The organism is Vibrio mediterranei, from assembly GCF_013364395.1.
In the GTDB taxonomy this organism is placed as follows: domain Bacteria; phylum Pseudomonadota; class Gammaproteobacteria; order Enterobacterales; family Vibrionaceae; genus Vibrio; species Vibrio mediterranei.
In genome coordinates this window covers 599,017-621,808 of sequence record NZ_JABXGK010000008.1, presented here as the reverse complement: position 1 = coordinate 621,808, position 22,792 = coordinate 599,017, and the positions used below count along the sequence as shown (strand labels likewise).

The window sequence follows — 22,792 nt, the reverse complement described above, 5'->3', positions numbered from 1 at the left end:
TGGTAGGCTCCTAGAACTTGGTTGCAAATCCAACATTGCGAATCGCTTGGTCGCTGTACTTTCCATGAGCTACCGGATTGCCGGTGGCACGTAAGATATAGGCAATCGCTTTATCTGCGTGCGAGAAAAACTTTTTCCACCCTGCACAAAGGTAGTTGAGCCCAGGCTCACCTGTACGGGTCTTAATAAATCGGTTTTTGGGACATTCGCCATAGCATGCAAACTGATAGTCACACTGCTGACACTGCGCCGTTAACGTCTTAGATTTAGCGAATCCGAAATTTTGTTGTGCTTGGCTATAAGCCATTGTTTCCAATTTAGTTTCGTTAATATTGCCAATTTTGTACTCGGGGTATACATAATGGTCACAACTATAAACATCGCCATTAGGCTCCATTGCTAAGCCTTTGCCACACAATTGACCAAGCGTACATAACGGGTTTTTTCGTCCCATCCATGTTTCTACACTCGCTTCAAAGTACTGAACAAACACACGGCCGATATCTCGTTGAATCCACTCATCGAAGATGGCAATAAGGAAATTACCCCAAGCCTCATCAGAAACGCACCATGATTCCATAATCGAGTTGGCGTTACCGGGAATTAGTCTTTTGTCTCCTTGCTTGAGCTGCTCATTTGATTTCCATGTTTGCGGTGCGGTGGTTCGGAACGACTTCTGCTCAACAATTGGAATAAACTGCATTTGTGGTGAACGCACTTCATCACGCAAAAAACGATACACTTCTAAAGGATTCTTGCTCGTGAGGTTATTAACGCAGGTCAAAGTGGCAAAGCTCACCTTGTGTTTGTGCAGCAGTTCAACTGCCTTCATGACTTGCTTATGTGTACCACGCCCTGCTCGGTTGGTTCGGTAAGCATCGTGTAGCATCTGTGGGCCATCAATACTCAGTCCAACAAGGAATTGGTTCTTAGCAAGAAACTCACACCATTTATCATCAAGCAGTGTACCGTTCGTTTGCAGGTCATTTGAAATCTTAATACCTACAGGCTGATATTTCTTTTGTAGTTCAACCACTTTTTCGAAATAACTGAGGCCAAGCATAGTTGGCTCCCCACCCTGCCACGAGAAGATAATTTCCGGCGTATTCTGTCCTTCAATGTAGTTTTTGATGTACTGCTCTAAAAGCTCTTCGTCCATCTCTGGAGAACAGCCTTTTTTGTATTCCAACAGGTCTTGTTTACTCAGGTAATAGCAATAATTGCAATCAATGTTGCACACAGCGCCAATGGGCTTCGCCATCACATGCATTCTTTTGGAAGCTTTCCCTTGGAACTGGGGACCTTGCGATAAGTGGATTGACTGTGAGGACTCTGTCTTTCGGGAATCGCCTATCGACTGAGCTGAATTCACACTTAATACCATAACTCATGCACCTTTTATGTTGAGACTCATCGCATTTTATATCAGGGCGAAATACGCGGGCGTTATAGTGCTTATAACCAAAAAGAAAGTGGGCAGTCGTTAAAATTGAGGAGATGTTTCTTAACACTACAGAGCCAAACTATGACTGATTACTCAGAGGAAAAAAGGGCATGGAATACAACAAAACTACTTGTTGTTTTAGCCATCATTGCGCTACCTATACTACTTTCTGGCTGCGCGAGTCCGTCCAAACATCCTATCGCTATGAGTATCAACCAAGATATGGTTCTCGTTGAAGGTGGTGAGTTTACTATGGGCTCAGATTCCAAAACTGCTGCGAAATCAGAGCGTCCAGCCCACTCTGTTCGAGTCGATAGTTTTTACCTATCCAAATTTGAAGTCACCCAAGAGCTGTTCGAGTCCGTCATGGGTTCATCGATGAGTTACTTCGCAGCACCTAATGTGCCAGTTAACAATTTAAGTTGGCAACAAGCCAACTACTTCGTTGAGAAACTCAATGAAATGACCGGCGAAAACTATCGTTTACCGACAGAAGCCGAGTGGGAGTTTGCAGCGAAAGGCGGTATCCACTCTAAAGGATATATCTACGCCGGTTCCAACAACATTGATGACGTCGCCTGGTACTCAGAAAACGCTAATAATCGCGCTCACCCAGTTGGAATGAAACAACCTAATGAGCTAGGTTTGTATGATATGACTGGAAACGTAGGTGAGTTTGTTCAAGATGCTTTCGATGACGGCTTCTACCATTTTTCTCCTGTTAACAACCCAAATAACGCCAAACATTCAGACTCAGGGCTTTCACATAAATCCGTAAGAGGTGGCAGTTTCTCTTACGACGCGAACGAATCTGAAAACTTCCGACGCGACTTTGCGAGTCAATCAATCATCATGTCGGATATGGGCCTTAGACTCGCGAAAGACAAATAAGCTTTCATCGTCACGGCAAGGACAGACTATGCATAAGAATAAACTCATAAAACCAATAGTGACAGCATCACTTTTGGTGACTTTGTGTTTCAACGCTAGCGCGGCGTTAGCAACAGAGTCTAAACCCAATCTCGTGCTGCAGATAACCGTTGATGGGTTACGTGCAGATCTGATTGAGCGTTACAAACACAATTTCTCAGACAATGGTTTTAAATACCTTATGGACCAAGGCGTTTATTATAAAAACGCCAATTATGAACATGCTAATACCGAAACCATCGTAGGCCATGTTTCCCTAGCAACCGGTGCACCACCAGCCGTACATGGCATGGTCGGTAACGTTTGGTTTGACCGAGGATTAGATAGGCTTGTCTACAACGTCGAAGATCCCAACTATTCAATGTTAACATCTGGTGCAGGCGTTGATAAATCCACTGAAATAGACCCAACACAGAAAGCAGCTGCAGGCGATGGTCGTTCACCTGAACCTATTCTTTCGACCACATTTAGTGACGAGCTCGTTATCAGCAATAATGGACAATCACGCGTTTTCTCTGTTTCAGTGAAAGATAGAGGTGCAATTTCCCTGGCTGGACATGGTGGTAAAGCCTTTTGGTTCTCAAAAGCACAGTCTCAGTTTGTCACCAGTGATTATTATTACGACACCAACCCATTTTGGGTTGATCGATGGAATGAAAAAGCCATTCCTGCCAAATACTCAGGAAAGCGATGGGAGTTGTCACTACCTAAAGACCAGTACTCTCTGCAAGAAAACAGCAAAGATCATAAAGTGGATTTAGGCGGATTTGCCCGTACCTTCCCTCACCCTTACGGGCCTGCATCTTATAAGTACTACTCGACGATGTTGACAGTAAGTCCAGCTGGCGATGAAATCACAGCTGACTTCGCCAAGACACTGCTGGCACAAGAAAAGTTAGGAAGCGGAGATGCAACGGATTATCTGGCTATCAGCTTTTCTTCCAATGATTACGTCGTTCACCTTTATGGCGCATCGAGCTTAGAAACCGAAGACAACCTCATCCGATTGGACAAAACACTCGCCGATTTATTCAAATATGTTGACGACTCGATTGGTCTAGAGAATACCCTCATCGTGCTCTCTGCGGACCACGGAGTCCCCGAGGCATCTCCAACTGTAAACACGCTTGGTTTTAGACAACCTTTTTATTTCAATAAGGATGCGTTGTTGACTGACGCTCTTATGACACGACTTAAAAACGAATTTGGTCTGGAAAAAGACGTGATTAAGCTTTACGCACAGCCTTATATTTATCTCGATCACGACCTCATTGCTGCAAAAAAAGTATCACTCAGGGATGTGCAAAAAGTTATTGCTGAAGAGGTAATGAAAGTAAAAGGGGTGGCGACTGCAGTAACCAGTGAGGATATCGCAAGCAATCGAGTTGCGGACTCACGAGTTAATGAACTGATTCGCAACAACTATCACCCTCTTCGTTCCGGCGACGTCTATATGGTATTTGGTCCTCGTACTTATATTAATGATATGGATGGACTAACCATTGCATCAACCCATGGTTCACCATGGCGCTACGATACGCACGTTCCCGTCATCTTTGCAGGGCATAATCTTAAGCCCCAAACTGTTACGCGCCCTGTCACGCCTTATGACATCGCCCCAACACTATCTGGATATTTAGACGTTAGTGCACCAAGCGGCGCCACAGGCGTGATGTTAGAAGAAGTATTTCAAGATTAACTTATCCTAACCACCAAGAGAGCATTGAGCTCTCTTGGTCACAACTTTCTCCTTGAGCACACCAAAAATCATGTAGGAAAACATGAAGTTTTCTCCGTGTTTAGTGTACAAATCACCGTCACCCTATTCAGCAAACCACTTTTAACACCCTAGTTTAAAGCCCAAATAGTCCTTAAATGCGCTCTTCGGCTTTTTTGGCTTAAGCATTTTCGATACCATCGTGCATCACTTGTCATCACAGATAGTCCATGATGCCTAGCAACCAAATCGAGCTTTTTCCTTGGAACACCAATTTCGAAACTGGAATAGCCAGCATTGACGAGCAACACAAAAACCTATTTTCGTTGATTAACAAACTCGCTAATGCCTTGGTATACGATAACCAGCTTCAAGTTTCTACCATTTTTGATGAGTTAGCTGACTATGCTCTCTACCATTTTTCGGAAGAAGAGCGCGTGTGGCAGCAATACTTTGAACAAGATTCTTGGTGTGTACTTCATAAAGGTAACCATGAATCCTTCGTACCAGAGATTATTCGACTTCAACATCGTACGAAGAGTGTTGGTTGGCATGAAGCGACCGAGCAAATTCTACATTTTCTTATTCGCTGGCTGCTACTACACATTCTCAACGAAGACAAAAAAATGGGCTTAGTGATAAACGCTCTTTCAAAAGGTGCTCTTGACTTAAACCAAGCAAAAATCGAAGCCGAAGTCGCCCTCGTTGGAGAACATGGAGCACTCACCGACACTATTTTAAATATGTACTTTGAGCTCTCCTCTCATGCTATTGAGCTTATTAGAGAGAAGAATCGTCGCATCGTTGCCGAGAAAGAACTAAAAGCGCTCAATGATAAACTCCAGCAACTGGCAGTCACCGACGAGTTGTCCGGTTTGTTCAATCGCCGATATTTTATGATGATGACACAAGAGGCCTTGTTAAGAGCAAAAGTGGAGAACAGCTACCTAAGCTTCATTTCTCTCGATCTCGATAATTTCAAGCATCTAAACGACACGCTTGGGCATGCTCGAGGAGACGAAGCCATCATTCACTTTAGTCACGTATTAGCATCAAAGTTCTGCCGCAAAAACGACTTTATCTTTAGGATGGGCGGCGATGAGTTCCTGGTAGTTGTATGCTGTGCTGAACATCAACAGGTAATTGAAATAGCGGAACAAGTGAGAAGTGCGATCGAACAACAATGTCTAATTGATACGTCAAGCATTAACGCTATAACAACATCCATCGGGGTATTCACCCACATACCCGAAGAACACGAAGATTTTATGTACTTTATGGAGCGAGCAGACCAACTGCTATACAAAGCAAAAGAACAAGGCCGAAACTGCGTGCTTTCAGCTTTGGAGTGACGACCCTGACTTCAAACCTTATGGCACACCTTCCAATCAGGAAGCGAGTCCACTAGTATGAAGACGTTTCCCCCGAAAATAATTGGTCAAAATGTCTATTACTCATCAGCTTCGGCTCTTCGTGGATGTCGTCCAGCAAGGTTCATTCGCCAAAGCTGCGACGCTCAATAATATGGATAACTCCTCGCTTTCTAAGCAGATAAAAAAGCTCGAGGAGACATTGGGCGTGCAGTTGCTCAATCGCTCTACTCGTTCGTTTTTTCTTACCTCTGCAGGGGAAGACATTCTTGCTGAAACTCATGTGTTGTTAGAATCATTGGATAACATAAAGGGAATTGCGGATTCTTACCAATCTGAGCCAAAAGGAGTCATACGGATTGTCTCCGCGGTGTTCTTAGGACAGCAATATGTTCAGCCCGTTATTAGTTGCTTTATGAGAACGTACCCAAACGTTCAAGTAACTTTGCATTTAGACGACAGAAAAACCGATATCATTGCTGATCACTTTGATCTGGCTATTCGGATGGGTAAGTTAACGGATTCGAACTTAATTGCTAAAAAGCTGGCTAAGACTAACTTTGCCATCGTTGCCTCTAAAGAGTTCCTTAAGCAACATGGAACACCACAAACACCGGAAGAGCTCATTACCCTGCCCGCCGTCATCTATAATAACGGCGATGTATGTCTTGATAGTTTTAAAATGAGTAGAACACCGAGTTGCCAAGAAATGACTAGCTATAAAATGCAGGGTAACTATAAAGTCAATGACGTTCGAACCATGATGTCTGCAACGCAGAATGGAATTGGTTATTGCGTTATTGACCTATTTAATTTGGAAAAACCCATTGATGAATTAGGGTTAGTACCATTACTCACCGACTATACCCTATCTACTCAGGACACAGGGATTTACGCTATTTATCCACATCGCAAACAAACCTTACTGGTTTCCGAGTTCATTAATCAGTTGAAGAGCTACATTGGAGAGCCAGCTCGCTGGGAAGCCCATATTCCTGACTATCAGCATATGTACAAGCAATGACCTAAATTAATTAACTTGAGAGGCAATCTTAATAATCTGTTGTCTTAACCATTGATGCGCCGCATCCGAGTTGCGACTCGGGTGCCAAACCATGCTTAGTCCATAATCTGATGCGCCAAATGGCATCATCAATGCCTTAACATCTAGACCAACAGCAAACTTGTTGAATGTTGAGTGGGTAATAATACCTATTGCGTCAGTTTGGCTAATCGCTGGCAACATATCTACCTCACCCGCCGCTCGGTACATAATTTTACGTTTACCGAATTCAGGGAAGTCCTTCTCATTAAAGAAGCTTTTACGTGTCTGCCATTGAGACATCACCACATGCTGCTCCGCTAAATATTGCTCGGTAGTAATCGTGTCTCCGGTTATACGTGGGTGATTGTTGGCGACTACCACGTACAGCTTTTCTCTGAAAATCTCTCTAACTTTTAATGTTGGAGTTTCACTTCGAGTTCTATCAATGACCAAATCGTATCGCTGTAAACGCAAATCAGACTCATGGTCCTCAGTAAACAAAGGATGAACTTCTAGAGATACTTTGGGTGCAATTTTGGAGATACGAACCAATAACTCTGGCAATATCGCATAATTGGCTGCAGACACTGAAGCTATCGAGAATGTCTTGGTCGATGTCTTTGGGTTAAAGTCTCTAGAAGCTTCTAATGTCGAAGTAAAGTTCTTCAAAGAAGTGGCTAGCGCTGGATAGATATCATTGGCAAACGTAGTCGGCTCTACACCACTTGCGTTTCGATGAAACAGCGAGTCATCATAGATTTCTCTTAATCGCTTTAAAGCCTTGCTAACGGCAGGCTGACTAATTCCCAACCTTGAAGCCGCGCTAGAAAGACTTTGCTCTTCATAGATTGCAACGAATACGGGAATTAGGTTTAGCTCAGTATTTTTCATTATTACCTTAACTTCACTCGCAGCACTCAACCCCATTTATCAAGGCCTTTTAAGTCACTTGCGCGCTGTTGTTGTTTTCTACTTTTCAACTGACGCCACAGCCAAAAGCTGTTTTCTTTGTTTGGCGTATGCCTCTGAATGTACTCACTTTCCGCTCGCCACTTATCACTGTCGTGCATTCGCTTTAATTCTAGGGTGGCAGTACGCTTTCGACCTTTTAAATAAAGTAACGTTCTTACCTTAGGCCAATCTTGTTTTCTTACGGCTTGTTGGAACAGCCACCAAGGCGGTTTAGGGTGAAACTTATAATAGCGATTTACAAAGATCGTCAATCCTATCAATACAATAGAGGCACTTATCAGTATAGCTATCTGCGACCAATAGGTATTCAATAAAGATCGCCAAGTGTGAGCAACGGTTATTTTTTTAGTTTCTAGTGTTACTTCTTTGACAGATTGTGACTCGCTATCCCACCAACGAATCGTCTGCTTTGGAAACGTGACCTCACCACCTGTTGTCAGTATATAAACAGTCTCATCGGTTCGGGTCGATTGATAGTTTCCGCGAGTCTGACTATCTGTCAACGCACTTGGTTTGGGATAAGATTTCGTGCCAACGATGGATTGTTCACTGTCTAGTGGAGGCAATAGTATGGATAACGTGTCATCAGCCGTAATGGTTACTTTTCTTGTCAGGCTATCTCCTGCTTCCAACTTCTCAGATGACTGCTGCCAATCTTCCGAAACCTTGACGTTACTGGCAACAAACCAAGGCTTGTTTGGAGTGAAGGAAGCATCTGGAAGTTGAGTAAAAAGCGACATCGGTTTGGTATAGAGTGTGCCTTGCACGTTAGTCCCATCAGATGCTGACACTTGAACTCTAACTGGAACTTTAGGTAAACGATATTCACCACTTTGCTGAGGGTAAAGCGTAATCTCCCAACGCTGACGTGACCATGTTTGGCCATTTTTTCTCTCAGTATAATTGGTCGCAAGCTGATTGCGCTGTTTGACAATAAGATCGGGCATACCAAAAGCCGAAATGCGAGTACCACCTGTAAACCAACGAGGTGTCGATACCTCAATGTACAATATCACCTGTTCTCTAATGGCAGCAGGTTCAGACGCGGTTGCTCCTGTACTGAGCCAAGACTTGATTTCTACGCCTCCTACACGTTCAAGTTCGTTGATGGACATAGCCGCATTAGATTGTACAGAGAACACCAGTAAGAAAGTGCTAACAAGCAGCAAGCTCAATCGTTTTACATAGCAAAGTCGAAGAATCATTGAGTTTGACCTCTCTGAGTGTCACGCAGTTGAATCTGGAATTTATTGCGTAAGAAGTTTTTAGGATCGGCTTCCACTCGGCTTAGCCATTTATCAGCCAGTTCTTCACTTCCTAGAATTTCCCGTGCATTGAGCGTCTCTTTTAGCATCATTTCCGATGTCGTCGTTTCATCAGCGCCATCTGCCGTTTGAGGATTATCACCAAGCTCTATAGATTCTTCTGGGCCATCTGTGGTCCCTTTTTGGCTTTCACTGAATCGGTTTATTTCGTCAACAAGCGATTGCATCACCTGGTAGTTATGAGTCGCTTTTTCTGCAATATCCGCGGATTGTGTGTCCTTAGCAAGCGCGCGATAGAGGTTTCTTGCTGCCAAGTATTCTCGTTGTCGTGCTAATGCATTGCCTAAATATAGGGTACCTAGTTCGTTATTCTGAACTTGCAAAAACTGCGCTTGTGCTGACTTAAAATCGCGCCCGTAGTAATAGGCAATGCCTTTATTCATGGGCTCTTGATAATGCTTTGCCGCTTTTAGAAACTCTCCACGCTCAAAATACCACTGACCTTGTTGTTCGGGTGTCAGCCAAAGATTCATCCACGCTTGTTTCGCTGAGATCCAGAGTTGATCCACTTGTGACACAGATTGTGCAGTTGTCTCAGTTTTTGCCACCGACGACACCGCTTCCGCGTGTGCTTCTGAGACCAAAATATTTGGACTTAATAAGGTTGCGACGAACATCCATTGCACCAACCAACCCTTTCTGAACCAAAGCAAAGCTAGCAGCATAATCGGAAAGACCAGATAGTAGCCCATATCACGCCAAGGCATAGCTGACTCTCCAGAGATTTGCATGTGCCTTTCAACATCAGTAGCAATTTGTTCAACATCAGTGTTGTCGATACTCAACGCGTAGTACCTTCCACCAGTGTCATTGGCAAGCTGCTTCAGGCTGTCCCAGTCTGTTGCTGCGCTTGATTGGTTGCGTTCACTGCCTACCGCCATCACCATGACGAGCACGTTTGAGTCTTCAAACGCCTTCTTATACTGTTCAATCGCCTCTGATGCTACGCCATCTGAAATAATGAGCACTGAACCCGATGAACTGCCTTTAAGCTGTGACTGTATTTGAGGGATAGCGGCTTGGGCACTCTTACCCTGAACAGGAATCACTTCTGGTGAAATAGCGTTTAAGAACGGCAAGAACACCTGATTATCTTCTGTCATTGGCATCGCGGTGTGAGCGCTGCCAGCAAAGACAATAAGCGATGTTTTTCCACCTTGACGAGCTTGCAGTAAGTCGCGAATTTTGTACTTGGCACGCTCGAGTCGAGAAGGCGGTAAATCACTTTGCATCATCGATTGGCTGGTATCGAGTACTATCACCAATTCGCCTTGATCCTCACCAAATGGTGAGGCCTCACGCTGCCAAGTCGGCCCTGCGCAAACAATAATAGCTAAGCTAAGAATCGCACTAAGGAGTTTAAGTGGCAGCTGGCTTTTCCACCCTTGCTCGCCAATAACCAACACCTTTTGCAGATGCTCAGGAATTATGGTTTTCCAAGCAGCAGATGATTCTCTGCGCCAACGAAGTAGCAACAGCAAGGCTAATGGTACAAAAGCAAGCAACCAATAGGGACGCGTAAAATGGAACTGAGAAATAATTTGCTCGACGACTAGGGAGTTCATTAGATGTTTCTCCCCGTTTGATTGGTCTCGTTAAGTTCGCGAGGTTGACTATACCGACGCCGAAGCGTTGCGGTTGAAAAGGCGATCAAATACAGGATGACTACTACCATCAATAAATACTGGTGCACGGTTTGTTTAGGTCGGTATTGAGTACTTTCGTACAACTTCGGCTCTAACTCACCAATCGTTCGGTACGCTTGTTGAAGTGCTTCTTGGTCTAGGGCCTGAAATGCCTGACCACCTGATTGGCTAGCAATATTATCGATCGTTGCCATATCCAGCGCCTGCTCACCGATGGTGGCGGGATCGCCCATCGCAATCACGTGAATACGCACACCTTTTGCCGCCGCGACAATAGCGGCATCTTTAGGTTCTACAAAACTGCCAGTGTCATTACCATCGGTCAGTACCACGACTACTTTCTCTTTGTCTTTTGACGATTCAGATTGTTCAAATACCTTAATCGCGAGACCTATCGCATCACCTAGATGCGTGCTCTGCCCTGCCATCGCCACTTCAGTCTGATCAAGTAACGCAAGCCAGACATCGTGATCCGCGGTGAAAGGCGTTTGAAGATAAGCCGCATCACCAAACAGTATCAGACCAAGTCGGTCACCTTCTCGCGTTGCAACAAATTCATGCAGGACACTTTTGACAGCATCAAGCCTTGAGACCGCTTGACCGTCTGACGAAGAGAAGTCCATCTCAGACATAGAGCCCGATAAATCAACTGCGACCATCACATCTCGACCAAGCTTCTCTCTCGTTTGTGGCTCGCCCAATACCGTCGGTTTGGTCATTGCAATAACCAATAAGCACCATGAAACGATCAGTATTCCACGTTGCCACCAAGACGGTTGCAATTGGCTGGCACCAAGTTCTGGCTGCTCACCCAAAATATCCAGCAACTTATTAAAGAAAGGGACTTTGATGGCACTTTGTTTGGTCTTGTATGCAGGTACAAATCGATAGACAACCACTGGCAGCGGCAGAAGCAAAAGCCACAGCGGATACGTCAATGTTAAGGTAGACCAACTCATCGCTGACCTCCTTGAATACCCATTCTACTGAGACTGCGAGCAATCACTTGTTTTGCCTGCCAATACTGTTTAAGCCAATTAGGTACGGGGTGATGTTCAATCCACCTATGTACTTGTTGATAAATATGTTCTGATTCCGAAGCGTCTAGTGTCACTTTTGAACTCAGTAAAGTGCGCAACCATTTTCCACCCAACTCAACATTAAATTGAGCATCAGGGCTGACATAGCGGTTCAATTGCCCTATCCATGCTGTTCCATATTGTTGAGATTGAGAGATTTTAAGGTACTGCGTGACACTTTTTAGTACGTCGTAACACATCTGGTCGCGCTGTTTAGATGTTTTGTTGCTTTGCAGTATGTCGAGTGCTTCTCTTCGGTAACGAAGCATAGAATGGCGACAATAGCCGCGAAAAAGTTTAACGCCAATGAGTAGAACGATGAGTAATCCGATAAGTTGCCATCCAATGGTTTGTGGCAACCAACTAACCGAATCAGGATTAGGAACTTCGAGCATGTTACGCAAAATGTAAGAGCTAGGTGCAGGTTGAGTCATGAGCTAAACCCTCCTACAGCTCGTTTAAACCTGGCAATGTGGTCACCATCGGTCGTCAGTTCAATCACAGGTAATTTTTTTATCGACATAAGCTGGCGTAAGCTTTCCAGTTTGCTTTGAGATTGCGCTGCCAAACCAGCATTGGCGGTATTGAGTTTATGTTTCTCTGTCACACTTAACTGATACTTACCATCGCCAAATACTAACGTTGACGCATCAAGAATCTCATCAGGTAGTCGACGTTCTAGTGGGTCCGAGATGATTACGCTGAGGATGTCATTGTGCTGTTGTAGGTATTTCAGTCGGTCAATATCATGCTCTGTAGCATCTGACCAATCCGATATGAAAACTACGGTGGCGTTTTTTAACCCCAGATTACCAAGCATAGATATGGTCGCCGTAAAGCCTACGTTGTCACTGTCTTCACTGTGTAAACCAAGGGATTGATTTGCGTGACACAAGCGCTTAAGTCCATGTAGCAGATGATTTTGCGAGCGCTGTGGTTTTATGTACTCTATGTGGTCACTATGATTAATGATAAAACCCACACGGTCGTTGTCTTTTATGATTCGCCAAGCAGCCAGTGCGCCAACTTCAGCTGCAACAACCGATTTCATCGTATCGACTGACGAAAAATACATCCCGCTTCGCTGGTCAATACACAGAATAAAGTTACGATCTTTCTCTTCGGTATAGGTTCTGACATGTGGTTTACCAGTACGCATCGTGACCTTCCAATCGAGATTACGAATGTCATCACCAAGCTGATAATGTCGCAATTCTTCGAAGTTAAGACCACGACCGCGAAACGGAGAACTGTGTCTGCCAGACATTGCCGACTGCGCCATCAAGTGTGGCAATAGTGAGAAAGCTTGAACTTGCGATTGCAGTTTCACCAATCGGGCGTATGGAGTATAAATGCGAGTATCGAGTGACGCCTCGGTATTGTGAGCCATATTATCTACCTCTGCGGTTAGCCAATAGCCACAACATCCAATAGACGGTCGACGACATCCTTCTGAGTGATTTGCTCTGCGAGCGCGTTGTATGACAGCGCTACCCGATGACCCAGAACCATATGAGCCACGGCACGCACATCATCTGGCTCTACATGAGAGCGGCCTTGTAACCACGCATAGGCTCGACTGCATTTATCCAGAGCGATAGACGCACGAGGCGAAGCACCCACTAAAATCCAATCTTGTAACGAGGAATCTGGGTAACGGTGTGGCTGCCTCGTAGCCATCACTAATCCGACAATGTAGTTTTCAACGATGTCAGATACTTCTATCTTTGCCATTTCTTCACGAGCAAGAAACACCGACTCCGGTGAGATGGAAGATTCGGAGCTATTGCTCTTTGTTGTACTCGAACGCGCTCCCAGTTCTTCATCACGAACTAGGCGAATGATGTCTTTCTCGGCTTCGTCTTCTGGATAATCCACCGTCACTTTCATGATAAAGCGATCCATTTGCGCTTCTGGCAATGGATAAGTCCCTTCTTGCTCGATAGGGTTTTGTGTCGCTAACACCATAAAGAGTTCTGGGAGAGAGTGGCTTTCACCACCTACGGTGACCGTGCCTTCTGCCATTGCTTCCAACAAGGCGGCTTGAACCTTAGCAGGAGCTCGATTGATCTCATCCGCCAACACAATGCTATTGAAGATAGGTCCGGATTGGAAATGTAGCTGAGGTTTCCCATCTACATCTTGATAGATTTCGGTGCCTGTCACGTCGGAAGGCAACAAATCAGGGGTAAACTGAATACGACCAAAACTTGTATGTAGACGATCCGCTAACGCTTTGATAGAGCGCGTTTTGGCCGTACCTGGCAAGCCTTCTAGAAGAATATGACCATTGGTAATAAGCCCAACCACCAGTGCAGTGACCACATGCTGTTGTCCGATCACTGACTCACCAACTTCAGATATTAGGCGGTTAAGCTCTGTTTGTGCTTGATTCATTCGTTTACCCTTCCAGCTACACTTAATTTAGGCGATAACACATACCCTTCATACTATCGTTAGCGGTCATAACTTTTAGTTATATTGATAATGCTCATCGCACTTTAATAACGTGATTGTAGTTGCTCTATTACTTCCTTAGGTGCGAATTGCGACAATTGCTGCAAACAAGCCTTCGATTCAGGCTTTTGGTATTTCAACAGCATGTCACATTGTGCGTATAACTGTTCTGGATTTCGACTGAGCTTGAACGCTTGGTTCAGAGCAGAGATTGCCTGCCCTAGATTAATAGACTCCATCGATAAACCATAAACGTACCAGTACTGAGCATTGTCTTTTTCTAGGTCTACCGCTTGTTTTAATAAGTCAGATGCTGCCAGTTTTTCACCCTGTCTTAGTTTGGAAAGCGCAGCGCTGTAACGAATTGCCGCTGAGTTTGGCTGATTTTTGATGCCCAACTGTAGAGTCTGCTCGGTTAATGCCTCTTGACCCTGAGCACGATAAAGGTCCGCCAGATTGATATAACTATTGGCAAAGTATGGTTCAACAAGAATGGCACCTTCGTACTCTGCAATGGCCAGCTTTGTCTTACCTTGAGCGGCGTAAACGTTACCTAGATTGGTGCGACCAAAACCTCTGTCAGAGTTAAATTCTTGTACTGCTATATATTCTTTTAACGCAGGCTTTAGTTGATCTTTTTGAAGAGGATTTAGCTCCTGCCAATAACGCGCTAACGCACCAGCGGCTTCAGTTCGAACAGCTAGCACTGAATCAGTCAATAACGGCGAGATAATTTGCCAGCGTTGGTGTGAAGGATAAGGCTCACTGCCTTGGATCGCCCCGACCCGTACCATCGCATCGCTGTTTTTTACAGCACGCCCAAGCGCTATCAAACTATTTTGGCCAGGATAATTGGCTAAACGTTGCAACGCTGATGCTCTTACGATTGAAGCTTCAGAGTTATCTTGCGCAATGTACGATAAGGCATCCGCTGCAGCGCGGTGCCCTATGGCACTTGCATAGAAGGCAATTCCATAATGCTGGCTGTTTTGGTATTTAGATTCAGGGAACCATACCGCAAGCGCTTTACTAGCCCACTCAGGTGACTCACTTTCATGGCATGTCGTACAGACATTGGGCGTTTTGATATGTTGTGTGAGGTCTGGACGAGGAACGTGCCAACTGTGGTCTCTTCTTGGGTCGACTTCCATATAAGTAGTTTCTGGCATGTGACAAGTCGTACACTTGTCTGCTTCACTGCCTTTTTGATGGAATGTATGATTTTCCGAGCTATATTCAGACGCGATGTGACATTGTAAGCAAACACTTTCTTCCGGGATTTTAAGCTTAGCCGTATGTGGATCATGACAATTGGTACACGTGACGCCCATCTGAGCCATTTTCGATTGTTCAAATGAACCAAGCACATACACTTCATCGTAGATTTGACCATCAGCGTGATAAAGTTCTTGAGTAAGGTTTGAAACCAAGTAACGATCCAAAATCTCGCCTTGTACATGATCGTAGTCTTCTGTGAGCTGAACACGTCGACTATGACACTGAGCACATACTTTTACCTGTTGGGTCGATTTAATATCACTAGGTTGTAACGTCGATTTCCCTTGTTTGAATACCCAGCTTGTCACCGCTTGAGATAAATCACGATTGAAACCGTAGTGGTCAACAGTCCTAAAGCTCCCGTCACTGCCTTGCTTTGCAAGCTCTATATGGACACTAGCAGGACCATGACAGGCTTCACAACCGACATTAATCTCAGACCAAGTGGTTTCATATTGATTGGTGGCTTTGTCGTAGCCTTTGTGTAAGTTTGTAGAGTGGCAATCTGCACACATGAAGTTCCAATTTTGACCAGAGTTGGTCCAATAAAACTCATCGTTTGGCGTCGTATCAGGATAGAGGTGGTACCACCTTTGCCCGCCAGACTCCTTGGCTCTCGAATCCCATGTAAAAGGTATCAGTTGTACGCGACCATCATCAAACTGGACCATATATTGTTGAAGTGGGTAATGACCGAAAGTATAAAGAATTTGATAGTCGTGGAACTCACCGTCAGGTCCTTGAATATTGACCCAGAATTCATCGTCTTTCTTATAGAAGCGATTCGTTTTCCCTTGATACGTAAACTGAACATTATTGAAATCGGCTAGAACACTCTCCGATGTCGCGTGATCCATGGCTCGCTCATGGTCAGAGCCCGTCCATGACTCGACTTCCTTAGCATGACATTCAATACAAGCATCACTGCCAACAAAGGAAGCCCCTTCAAGTTCAGAGCTAACTGCCGACGATGTGAAACCGACACTAACTAGTGCTAATAAAACTCTTACCATCACACCCATTTAGCTTCCCTTCTAACACGTGCAAGTTATTGTTATTTCAATAATAACAATAGACTACTGAGTTATAGGTGCAAGGTGTTCTAAAAAGATAAAACCCGATCAGTTTATTAAGACAGCAAAAAGATAGTTTATCGACTATTCAATAGCGATTTTGGCGACTCGCCTGTCCAACGCTTGAAAGCTCTCGAGAAGGAGCTTAGATCTTTAAAACCGACTTCTAAGGCAATTTGAGTGAGGTTTGTACTCGGGTTGGCGGACAACGAAATCGCTCGTTCTAATTTGTAACGGTCTAGCAAAGTTCGAAACGACAAAGACTGCGCACTGAGTTTTCTTGTTAGTGTTCTACTACTCATATGAAAATGCCGAGACACAGAGTCAATCGTTATATCTGTGACCTCATACTGCTTAAAAACGGAAAACACCTGCTCAGCTAAACTCGAATCCATAGTGCTTTCGGCACTGTAATGCATCGGTGCCACTAATGTCGCGTTAAGCTCAGAGTTGGCGTAGGTGCATGGTTTATTAACAAACCAGCTTGGTAAGGTAATACGTCGAATCTTATGCCCATAGAAAATTCGGCAATTAAATCGTTGTTCTAATGACTCTATGACGTCGTCATCTAGAGGATCTCGTTCAAAGAAAAACTCTACGGTGCACGCTTCTTTTTGTGTCGAACGAATAAAAGTAATTAGGGCGATACAGTAATAGCTAAAACCAAGGTTGGAAAAGGTCGGCATACCTTTATCGTTGTCGTGTCTGAGCATCCAAAGTTCAGACTTCTCATTAAGGCGATGAATAAACACCAACTTTACAGCAGGACAAAACACTAACGAAAATGCTTCGAAGAACTTCAACATGACATCAACGCTGGGAGCGCTATATAGAAACGCCCCAAGCACACCGAGATGATTTGCCGTAATACTGGTACCAGCATCTATCACAATATCAAACGCGGCAGGATGTGCTTCCACTAGTGCAATCGCTTCCTCCAACGCATCAAGGGAGACCTTTGGCCTCTCCATTTGCTCGTGCCAATCCTTGATGCCGCCGCGATACGCAGCAATATCGAGACCATAGCGCTTAGCAGCCTCGTCAAGAGACCGAAGCCACTGCACATCAATGATTTGTCGGGTCGAAGCCGTCTTTAGAAGTTCATTTGAGTCCATACCCTAACGTAAGCCACACAAGCGAAGGAGTACTGTCTCCAATTGCTCCCATGGTAGAAGTTCACTATCGATGACTTCGATTCTTGATTCATAGCCTTCTAACGACATTTGATTGACAGAAACAACACGATTAGCAACGTTAAAGGCGTAACAACCTTTATCTGTGTTTACTACCGCCTTAATGCGCTCTGCATTCAAATCACTGAACATTGAGAATAACTGGTCAAAATCGAATGTATGTTCCGCACCAACAATCCAACCACAACTAAAGTAGCCTTGTCCCTGATTCTCGCGACGAATAAATGGTTTTTCAGGAGATAACTCGAATACTGGTTCAAGATCGCTATGGTCGTGAAAGTCGTGAGAGTGGGCAGAAGATTCCGTTTCTTGAATTCGTCGCTCTATATCCAATACCTCTATCGGAAGCACGCCGTTTTTTACCAGTTTGTGGAAAATCTTGGCAGGCGTTTGATCCGTAACCCAATCATTGAACACATCGACATCTTCAGCGGTGCATTGATCCACTTTATTACCGATCACAACCTCAGCGACACTAAGTTGATCATTAAAGTTAGCATTAGATAAATGCCTATCATCGGATAAATTACGCGGGTCCACCAACGCAATCGTCGCTTTTAAATCAATATAATCAGTGTACTGCTCTGATGTTAACGTCTTAATGACCTGTTTGGGATGCCCCAACCCTGTTGGTTCGATTATCAAACGATCCGGCTTTTGTCTTAACAAGACGTTGATACCTACCGACATCGGAACACCTGCAGTGCAACACATGCAGCCTCCCGGGACTTCTTTAATAAGTGCACCACCCTCAGCCATCATTGCACCATCAATACCGACTTCTCCAAACTCATTAACGAGTACCGCCCAGTTCTCATTCTCGGGTTTTGATTTAAGTAGATTAAGTATTGTGGTGGTTTTACCCACACCAAGAAAACCAGTGATGATGTTGGTAGGCACTTGATTTGACATGATGAACTCTCTGAATGTTGCTTTGGTATGAGTATATACCTAAGTGACTCGTAGGTTCTATATTGAATAGGTTTAGGGATGAGTATAAAAGACCAAAAGACAAAAGGCGCACTTTGCGCGCGCCTTGATCCCCCGTTACTCAATCGTGAGTTTGCGAATCTCTGAACCTTGTTAACGCGGCTGAGATAATTTACGGGGCAGTAGTATGTGTTTGTTGCACATCCAAATTGTACGTAGGGTTTTCAAATCCTCCATGCTCGTCGAATACAATCCCTACGCTTTAAATATGGTACATATCTGGATTATTGCAAGTAGAGAACATTGAGGTGAATCACAAAACGCTGCAACACTAGGCAACATTAAATTTGGAATACTACTTTTCATCTTTACCACTGTTGCCAATTGTTCTAAGTCGTATAATTTTACTTATACATTCCCGCCAATCCGAAGAACCAAGGTCTTTAAATACAATGACAAAGAGAGAAAGAATCAAACAGTCGTTACTTGCCCATGTGCCACGCGGAACGATTAATCAATTTCTCTCGAGAGACACGACCCCTATCTCAGTGCTTTTGCTGTCTTGTGTTGTGGGTGTACTTGCAGGTTTAGTAGGCACATTGTTTGAGCTTGGTGTTCACTTCGTAACTGAGACCCGCACAGAGTGGCTTCGCGACGAAATCGGTTCAGTCCTTCCTCTGTGGTTATCAGCTTTTCTAATTAGTGCATTACTCGCCTTCATTGGCTATTTTTTGGTCCATAAATTTGCACCAGAGGCCGCTGGATCAGGTATTCCTGAAATTGAGGGTGCGATGGATAATATGCGACCAGTTCGTTGGTGGCGCGTGTTACCCGTTAAGTTCTTTGGTGGCTTAGGAGCTCTCGGTTCAGGTATGGTACTAGGTCGAGAAGGCCCAACGGTACAAATGGGCGGCAACTTAGCTCGGATGGTGACAGATCTCTTCCGAGTAAAAAACGATGACAGTCGCCATACCTTACTTGCGTCCGGTGCTGCAGGCGGTCTCGCAGCTGCTTTTAACGCCCCTCTTGCCGGTATCATGTTTGTTGTCGAAGAGATGCGTCCACATTTTCGCTACTCTCTTATTTCTATTAAAGCCGTACTTATCTCAGCAGTAACCGCGACTTTGGTTTTTCGCTATATTAATGGCCAAAGCGCCGTCATCTCCATTCCACAATATGGCTCACCAGAGCTCAATGTGTTGTGGCTGTTTCTAGTTTTAGGTGCACTTTTCGGTGTATTTGGCGTTGCTTTCAATAAACTTGTTACTGTGTTTCAGGATCTGTTTGTACGCATTCATAAAAACGACCTTAAGCGTTTCCTGTTTACTGGCTCTATTATTGGTGGATGTTTCGGACTACTCCTTCTCTATGTACCAGAATTAACTGGTGGCGGTATCGGTATTATTCCTGATATTACAAATGGCAGTTTTAGCGCTTCCATCTTGGTATTGCTGTTTATCGGTAGAGTACTTACTACCCTTATTTGCTTTGGCTCTGGTGCGCCTGGCGGTATTTTTGCACCTATGCTGGCACTGGGAACGTCCTTCGGTTATGCCTTCGGATTAACAGCGAAAGCACTATTTCCTGAATTACCAATAGAACCCGCTGTCTTTGCAATCGCAGGGATGGGTGCACTCTTCTCTGCAACGGTACGTGCACCGATTACTGGAATTTTACTGGTCATTGAAATGACCAATAACTACCACTTGATCTTACCACTTATCATCACTGCGTTGGGCGCAACAGTAATTGCTCAAGCAATGGGGGGACAACCTATTTATAGCCAACTACTCCACCGAACCATCAAAAACGAAAAACTACGACAAGAAGATCTACCACGAAAGGAAAACTGAGCGCATTTTCTATCCAAACTGTGTATAATTAGACGGCTAGACTGCTAGTTCTCCCAGAAGAGCTAGCAGATAATAATAAGGATATTAAAGAGAGCTCTCCTCGTGACAACAAGTCTTGCTGCCCTAAAACGACTGACACAGTTTCACAGTGTCCCCACCTCTCAAGCCTCATTGGCTTTAGGAATAATCGGCCTCGGCCACGCTTGGGCGATGTATGTACCAGAACTTGGTAAGACTATTCAGCCAATCTTAGCCACTATCGGGGCCCTACTGTTAATTCCCGTACTGTTAAAATATCTGCTCAATCGCCATATATTTTCTGCTGATATAAAGCACCCATTAACAGGCAGCTTAATGGCTCCAATGAGTATGGCGTTATTAATCCTGTGTGATTACTTAGCCGTTATTAGACCGCTCATCGCCTATCCTCTTTGGTTTGCTGCGTTGATGTTGCATATACTCATGGCGATATTATTCTTTTTCTATCAAATTAAGAATTTTAAAATAGCCAATATAGTTCCAAGCTGGTTTCTTTATCCTGTTGGACTAATTAGTAGTTCATTAGCAGGAACTCAATTTGGACATACGGTATATTCTGAAACCATTGCTAGTGTATGCATCGCAATATATTTCTTTATGCTACCACTGGTTCTATATCGACTGGTGTTTGAAGGTATGCTTCGCAAACGTGCCAGACCTACTATCGCTATCATGGCAGCGCCGATCAACCTCACATTATCAGCATACTTAGTCAATTTCCCTGAACCTGATCCTATACTGACGGGTGCGCTAGCTGGTATCGCCATCACGATGACATTACTTATCTATTTGTGTTACTTCAGATTATTAAAACTGAAATTTCAACCATCTATCGCTGCGATTACCTTTCCTTCAGTCATCAGTTCTATCGCGATGTACAGGTTAACGGATTTCTTCGAGGGCGAGTACCCGCATTGGCATTGGCTTCACAACTTCGGCTTTTTGGAGTTATCTGTAGCAACTTTGGCGGTTATCTGGGTGAGTTTTGGTTTTATCAAAATGTATTGGCCGGAGTTAATGTCACGACAATGAAAAAATGTGATACATATATCAATAACAACTAAAAAGAGTATAAAAAACCTCGCACAGATCCCCAATGGGTATAAGCAAGATGAATATATCGCTATGTAGTATAGTGAAGATTGCTAGTAACTCCAAAAAATAAAATAGTCACTAGTGACTATTTTTGCATATTGGGCAATATTTCGTTCTGTCGGCCGACAACCCATTTTAAATGTCGAGAGAACCTAGCTATGCACTTAGAGAAAATAACAAAAACGTTGCCTAAATTTATTGAACAGCAACACGATATTTATATCGCTGAAAATATCCATTCAACCAAAAGTAAAAAGCATCTAGTCTCTGGGAAAAGACCTACGGCAAGTGATACTAGTTACCAAACAAATGACTATCTATGTCTGAATAACAACGCCTATATTAAGGAGAAGCACATAGACGCTATACGAGCCAATACGGAAAGTATGTTGATGTCTGGTGTTTATACTGCTGAGGCGGAAGACAGTTCTGCTTTTGAAAAAAAACTCGCTAAACTAACAGGATTTGAAGAGTGTGTGGTATCACAATCAGGTTATACCGCAAACCTGAGCTTACTACAGGCTATCTGCACGAAAGACACTAATGTGTATGTTGATTTCTTCGCTCATGCTTCATTATGGGAGGGTGCAAGAATTGCTGGCGCTATGGTTCATCCATTTATGCACAACAATATCAGGCACTTAAAGCGACAGATTCAAAAGAATGGCCCAGGCATAATTCTAGTTGATTCTATCTACAGTACGTTGGGAACTATAGCACCGCTTGTAGACCTGGTATCAATGGCTTATGAGTATGACTGCGCATTGGTCGTGGATGAATCTCATTCACTTGGAACTCACGGTCCTAAAGGTGCTGGTTTGGTTGCTGAATTGGGTTTAACTGAGCATGTCGATTATATTACTGTGAGCTTAGCAAAAACATTTGCATATCGTGCAGGCGCAATTTTATCCAACAAAAAGACCGCACATTGTCTTCCATTTGTGGCATTCCCTGCAATATTCAGTTCCATGCTACTACCGTATGAAACTGAACGGTTAAGTGCCACTGTCGACGTTATCAAGAGCGCCGACAATGCAAGACGCTCGTTGTTCTCAAATAGTGACTATTTAAGAAATCAGCTAAGAAACTTAGGACTATCTATTCGTAGTGAATCTCAGATCATCGCTTTGGAAACAGGTGACGCTGAAAACACTGAAATTGTTCGGGATTTCTTAGAGAGCAAAGGCGTTTTTGGTTCTATATTTTGTACTCCGGCAACGCCAAAAGGAAAAAATATCATCAGATTTTCAGTCACTTCAGAGCATACTCTCGAGGATTTAGATCGAGTAGTACAAGCATGTAAAGAAGCAACGGAAAACAAAGAATTCTATTTCTTATAGGTAGTA

General features: G+C 44.0%; 18 protein-coding genes. 7 read left to right on the top strand and 11 right to left on the bottom strand.

The features are described 5' to 3' along the window. Positions 1-10: 10 nt before the first annotated feature. Positions 11-1,318: an anaerobic sulfatase maturase gene (locus tag HOP38_RS19840; RefSeq protein WP_038227711.1), complete on the bottom strand. Its 1,308-nt coding sequence runs from the start codon at positions 1,316-1,318 to the stop codon at positions 11-13. 207 nt (positions 1,319-1,525) lie between these two features. Between HOP38_RS19840 and HOP38_RS19835 the strand changes: the two genes are divergently transcribed. The 4 genes from HOP38_RS19835 to HOP38_RS19820 all read left to right on the top strand — a co-directional run bounded on the left by HOP38_RS19835 (position 1,526) and on the right by HOP38_RS19820 (position 6,485). After that, on the top strand, positions 1,526-2,335 hold the full coding sequence (locus tag HOP38_RS19835; RefSeq protein WP_198558776.1) for a formylglycine-generating enzyme family protein: 810 nt from the start codon (positions 1,526-1,528) through the stop codon (positions 2,333-2,335). Positions 2,336-2,363: 28 nt separating this feature from the next. After that, the gene (locus HOP38_RS19830) at positions 2,364-4,073 is read left to right on the top strand and encodes an alkaline phosphatase family protein (RefSeq protein ID WP_242456563.1); all 1,710 of its coding nucleotides are present in this window, start codon (positions 2,364-2,366) and stop codon (positions 4,071-4,073) included. Positions 4,074-4,321: 248 nt separating this feature from the next. Next, complete coding sequence (locus tag HOP38_RS19825) at positions 4,322-5,443, top strand: bacteriohemerythrin (protein ID WP_006070525.1); 1,122 nt, start codon at positions 4,322-4,324, stop codon at positions 5,441-5,443. A gap of 91 nt (positions 5,444-5,534) precedes the next feature. Beyond that, positions 5,535-6,485: a LysR family transcriptional regulator gene (locus HOP38_RS19820; RefSeq protein WP_198558775.1), complete on the top strand. Its 951-nt coding sequence runs from the start codon at positions 5,535-5,537 to the stop codon at positions 6,483-6,485. A gap of 6 nt (positions 6,486-6,491) precedes the next feature. Here the strand turns inward: HOP38_RS19820 and HOP38_RS19815 are convergent, their stop codons facing one another. The 10 genes from HOP38_RS19815 to HOP38_RS19770 all read right to left on the bottom strand — a co-directional run bounded on the left by HOP38_RS19815 (position 6,492) and on the right by HOP38_RS19770 (position 18,441). Then, positions 6,492-7,397, bottom strand: coding sequence for a LysR family transcriptional regulator (locus HOP38_RS19815; protein WP_038222099.1), 906 nt, complete (start codon positions 7,395-7,397; stop codon positions 6,492-6,494). A 26-nt stretch (positions 7,398-7,423) separates the two neighbouring features. Beyond that, positions 7,424-8,683, bottom strand: coding sequence for a BatD family protein (locus tag HOP38_RS19810; protein ID WP_198558774.1), 1,260 nt, complete (start codon positions 8,681-8,683; stop codon positions 7,424-7,426). Continuing rightward, entirely contained in the window at positions 8,680-10,368 is a 1,689-nt protein-coding gene (locus HOP38_RS19805) for a vWA domain-containing protein (RefSeq protein ID WP_198558773.1), read from the bottom strand. The genes HOP38_RS19810 and HOP38_RS19805 overlap by 4 nt, the downstream gene beginning before the upstream one ends. Further along, a complete protein-coding gene (locus HOP38_RS19800) occupies positions 10,368-11,408 on the bottom strand; it encodes a vWA domain-containing protein (protein ID WP_006070530.1) in 1,041 nt (346 codons plus the stop codon). Before HOP38_RS19800 ends, HOP38_RS19805 begins: the two co-directional genes overlap by 1 nt. Then, positions 11,405-11,962: a DUF4381 family protein gene (locus HOP38_RS19795; RefSeq protein ID WP_198558772.1), complete on the bottom strand. Its 558-nt coding sequence runs from the start codon at positions 11,960-11,962 to the stop codon at positions 11,405-11,407. The genes HOP38_RS19800 and HOP38_RS19795 overlap by 4 nt, the downstream gene beginning before the upstream one ends. Continuing rightward, on the bottom strand, positions 11,959-12,918 hold the full coding sequence (locus tag HOP38_RS19790) for a DUF58 domain-containing protein (RefSeq protein ID WP_124941907.1): 960 nt from the start codon (positions 12,916-12,918) through the stop codon (positions 11,959-11,961). The genes HOP38_RS19795 and HOP38_RS19790 overlap by 4 nt, the downstream gene beginning before the upstream one ends. A gap of 17 nt (positions 12,919-12,935) precedes the next feature. Beyond that, entirely contained in the window at positions 12,936-13,925 is a 990-nt protein-coding gene (locus HOP38_RS19785) for an AAA family ATPase (protein ID WP_198558771.1), read from the bottom strand. Between the two features lie 104 nt (positions 13,926-14,029). Beyond that, positions 14,030-16,285, bottom strand: coding sequence for a multiheme c-type cytochrome (locus HOP38_RS19780; RefSeq protein WP_198558770.1), 2,256 nt, complete (start codon positions 16,283-16,285; stop codon positions 14,030-14,032). A gap of 128 nt (positions 16,286-16,413) precedes the next feature. Further along, complete coding sequence (locus HOP38_RS19775) at positions 16,414-17,451, bottom strand: helix-turn-helix transcriptional regulator (protein WP_031494840.1); 1,038 nt, start codon at positions 17,449-17,451, stop codon at positions 16,414-16,416. A gap of 3 nt (positions 17,452-17,454) precedes the next feature. Next, on the bottom strand, positions 17,455-18,441 hold the full coding sequence (locus tag HOP38_RS19770) for a CobW family GTP-binding protein (RefSeq protein WP_006070536.1): 987 nt from the start codon (positions 18,439-18,441) through the stop codon (positions 17,455-17,457). Positions 18,442-18,911: 470 nt separating this feature from the next. Between HOP38_RS19770 and clcA the strand changes: the two genes are divergently transcribed. From clcA to cqsA, 3 genes are all read left to right on the top strand, one after another. Continuing rightward, the gene (gene clcA, locus HOP38_RS19765; RefSeq protein ID WP_006070537.1) at positions 18,912-20,312 is read left to right on the top strand and encodes a H(+)/Cl(-) exchange transporter ClcA; all 1,401 of its coding nucleotides are present in this window, start codon (positions 18,912-18,914) and stop codon (positions 20,310-20,312) included. 102 nt (positions 20,313-20,414) lie between these two features. Further along, entirely contained in the window at positions 20,415-21,383 is a 969-nt protein-coding gene (locus tag HOP38_RS19760; RefSeq protein ID WP_038222071.1) for a TDT family transporter, read from the top strand. Positions 21,384-21,604: 221 nt separating this feature from the next. Continuing rightward, the gene (cqsA, locus tag HOP38_RS19755) at positions 21,605-22,786 is read left to right on the top strand and encodes an alpha-hydroxyketone-type quorum-sensing autoinducer synthase (protein ID WP_198558769.1); all 1,182 of its coding nucleotides are present in this window, start codon (positions 21,605-21,607) and stop codon (positions 22,784-22,786) included. Positions 22,787-22,792: the final 6 nt, after the last annotated feature.

Coding starts and splice junctions, on each gene's coding strand:
- HOP38_RS19835 (WP_198558776.1), top strand. CDS start 1,526: ATGACTGATTACTCAGAGGAAAAAAGGGCATGGAATACAACAAAACTA.
- HOP38_RS19830 (WP_242456563.1), top strand. CDS start 2,364: ATGCATAAGAATAAACTCATAAAACCAATAGTGACAGCATCACTTTTG.
- HOP38_RS19825 (WP_006070525.1), top strand. CDS start 4,322: ATGATGCCTAGCAACCAAATCGAGCTTTTTCCTTGGAACACCAATTTC.
- HOP38_RS19820 (WP_198558775.1), top strand. CDS start 5,535: ATGTCTATTACTCATCAGCTTCGGCTCTTCGTGGATGTCGTCCAGCAA.
- HOP38_RS19815 (WP_038222099.1), bottom strand. CDS start 7,397: ATGAAAAATACTGAGCTAAACCTAATTCCCGTATTCGTTGCAATCTAT.
- HOP38_RS19810 (WP_198558774.1), bottom strand. CDS start 8,683: ATGATTCTTCGACTTTGCTATGTAAAACGATTGAGCTTGCTGCTTGTT.
- HOP38_RS19805 (WP_198558773.1), bottom strand. CDS start 10,368: ATGAACTCCCTAGTCGTCGAGCAAATTATTTCTCAGTTCCATTTTACG.
- HOP38_RS19800 (WP_006070530.1), bottom strand. CDS start 11,408: ATGAGTTGGTCTACCTTAACATTGACGTATCCGCTGTGGCTTTTGCTT.
- HOP38_RS19795 (WP_198558772.1), bottom strand. CDS start 11,962: ATGACTCAACCTGCACCTAGCTCTTACATTTTGCGTAACATGCTCGAA.
- HOP38_RS19790 (WP_124941907.1), bottom strand. CDS start 12,918: ATGGCTCACAATACCGAGGCGTCACTCGATACTCGCATTTATACTCCA.
- HOP38_RS19785 (WP_198558771.1), bottom strand. CDS start 13,925: ATGAATCAAGCACAAACAGAGCTTAACCGCCTAATATCTGAAGTTGGT.
- HOP38_RS19780 (WP_198558770.1), bottom strand. CDS start 16,285: ATGGGTGTGATGGTAAGAGTTTTATTAGCACTAGTTAGTGTCGGTTTC.
- HOP38_RS19775 (WP_031494840.1), bottom strand. CDS start 17,451: ATGGACTCAAATGAACTTCTAAAGACGGCTTCGACCCGACAAATCATT.
- HOP38_RS19770 (WP_006070536.1), bottom strand. CDS start 18,441: ATGTCAAATCAAGTGCCTACCAACATCATCACTGGTTTTCTTGGTGTG.
- clcA (WP_006070537.1), top strand. CDS start 18,912: ATGACAAAGAGAGAAAGAATCAAACAGTCGTTACTTGCCCATGTGCCA.
- cqsA (WP_198558769.1), top strand. CDS start 21,605: ATGCACTTAGAGAAAATAACAAAAACGTTGCCTAAATTTATTGAACAG.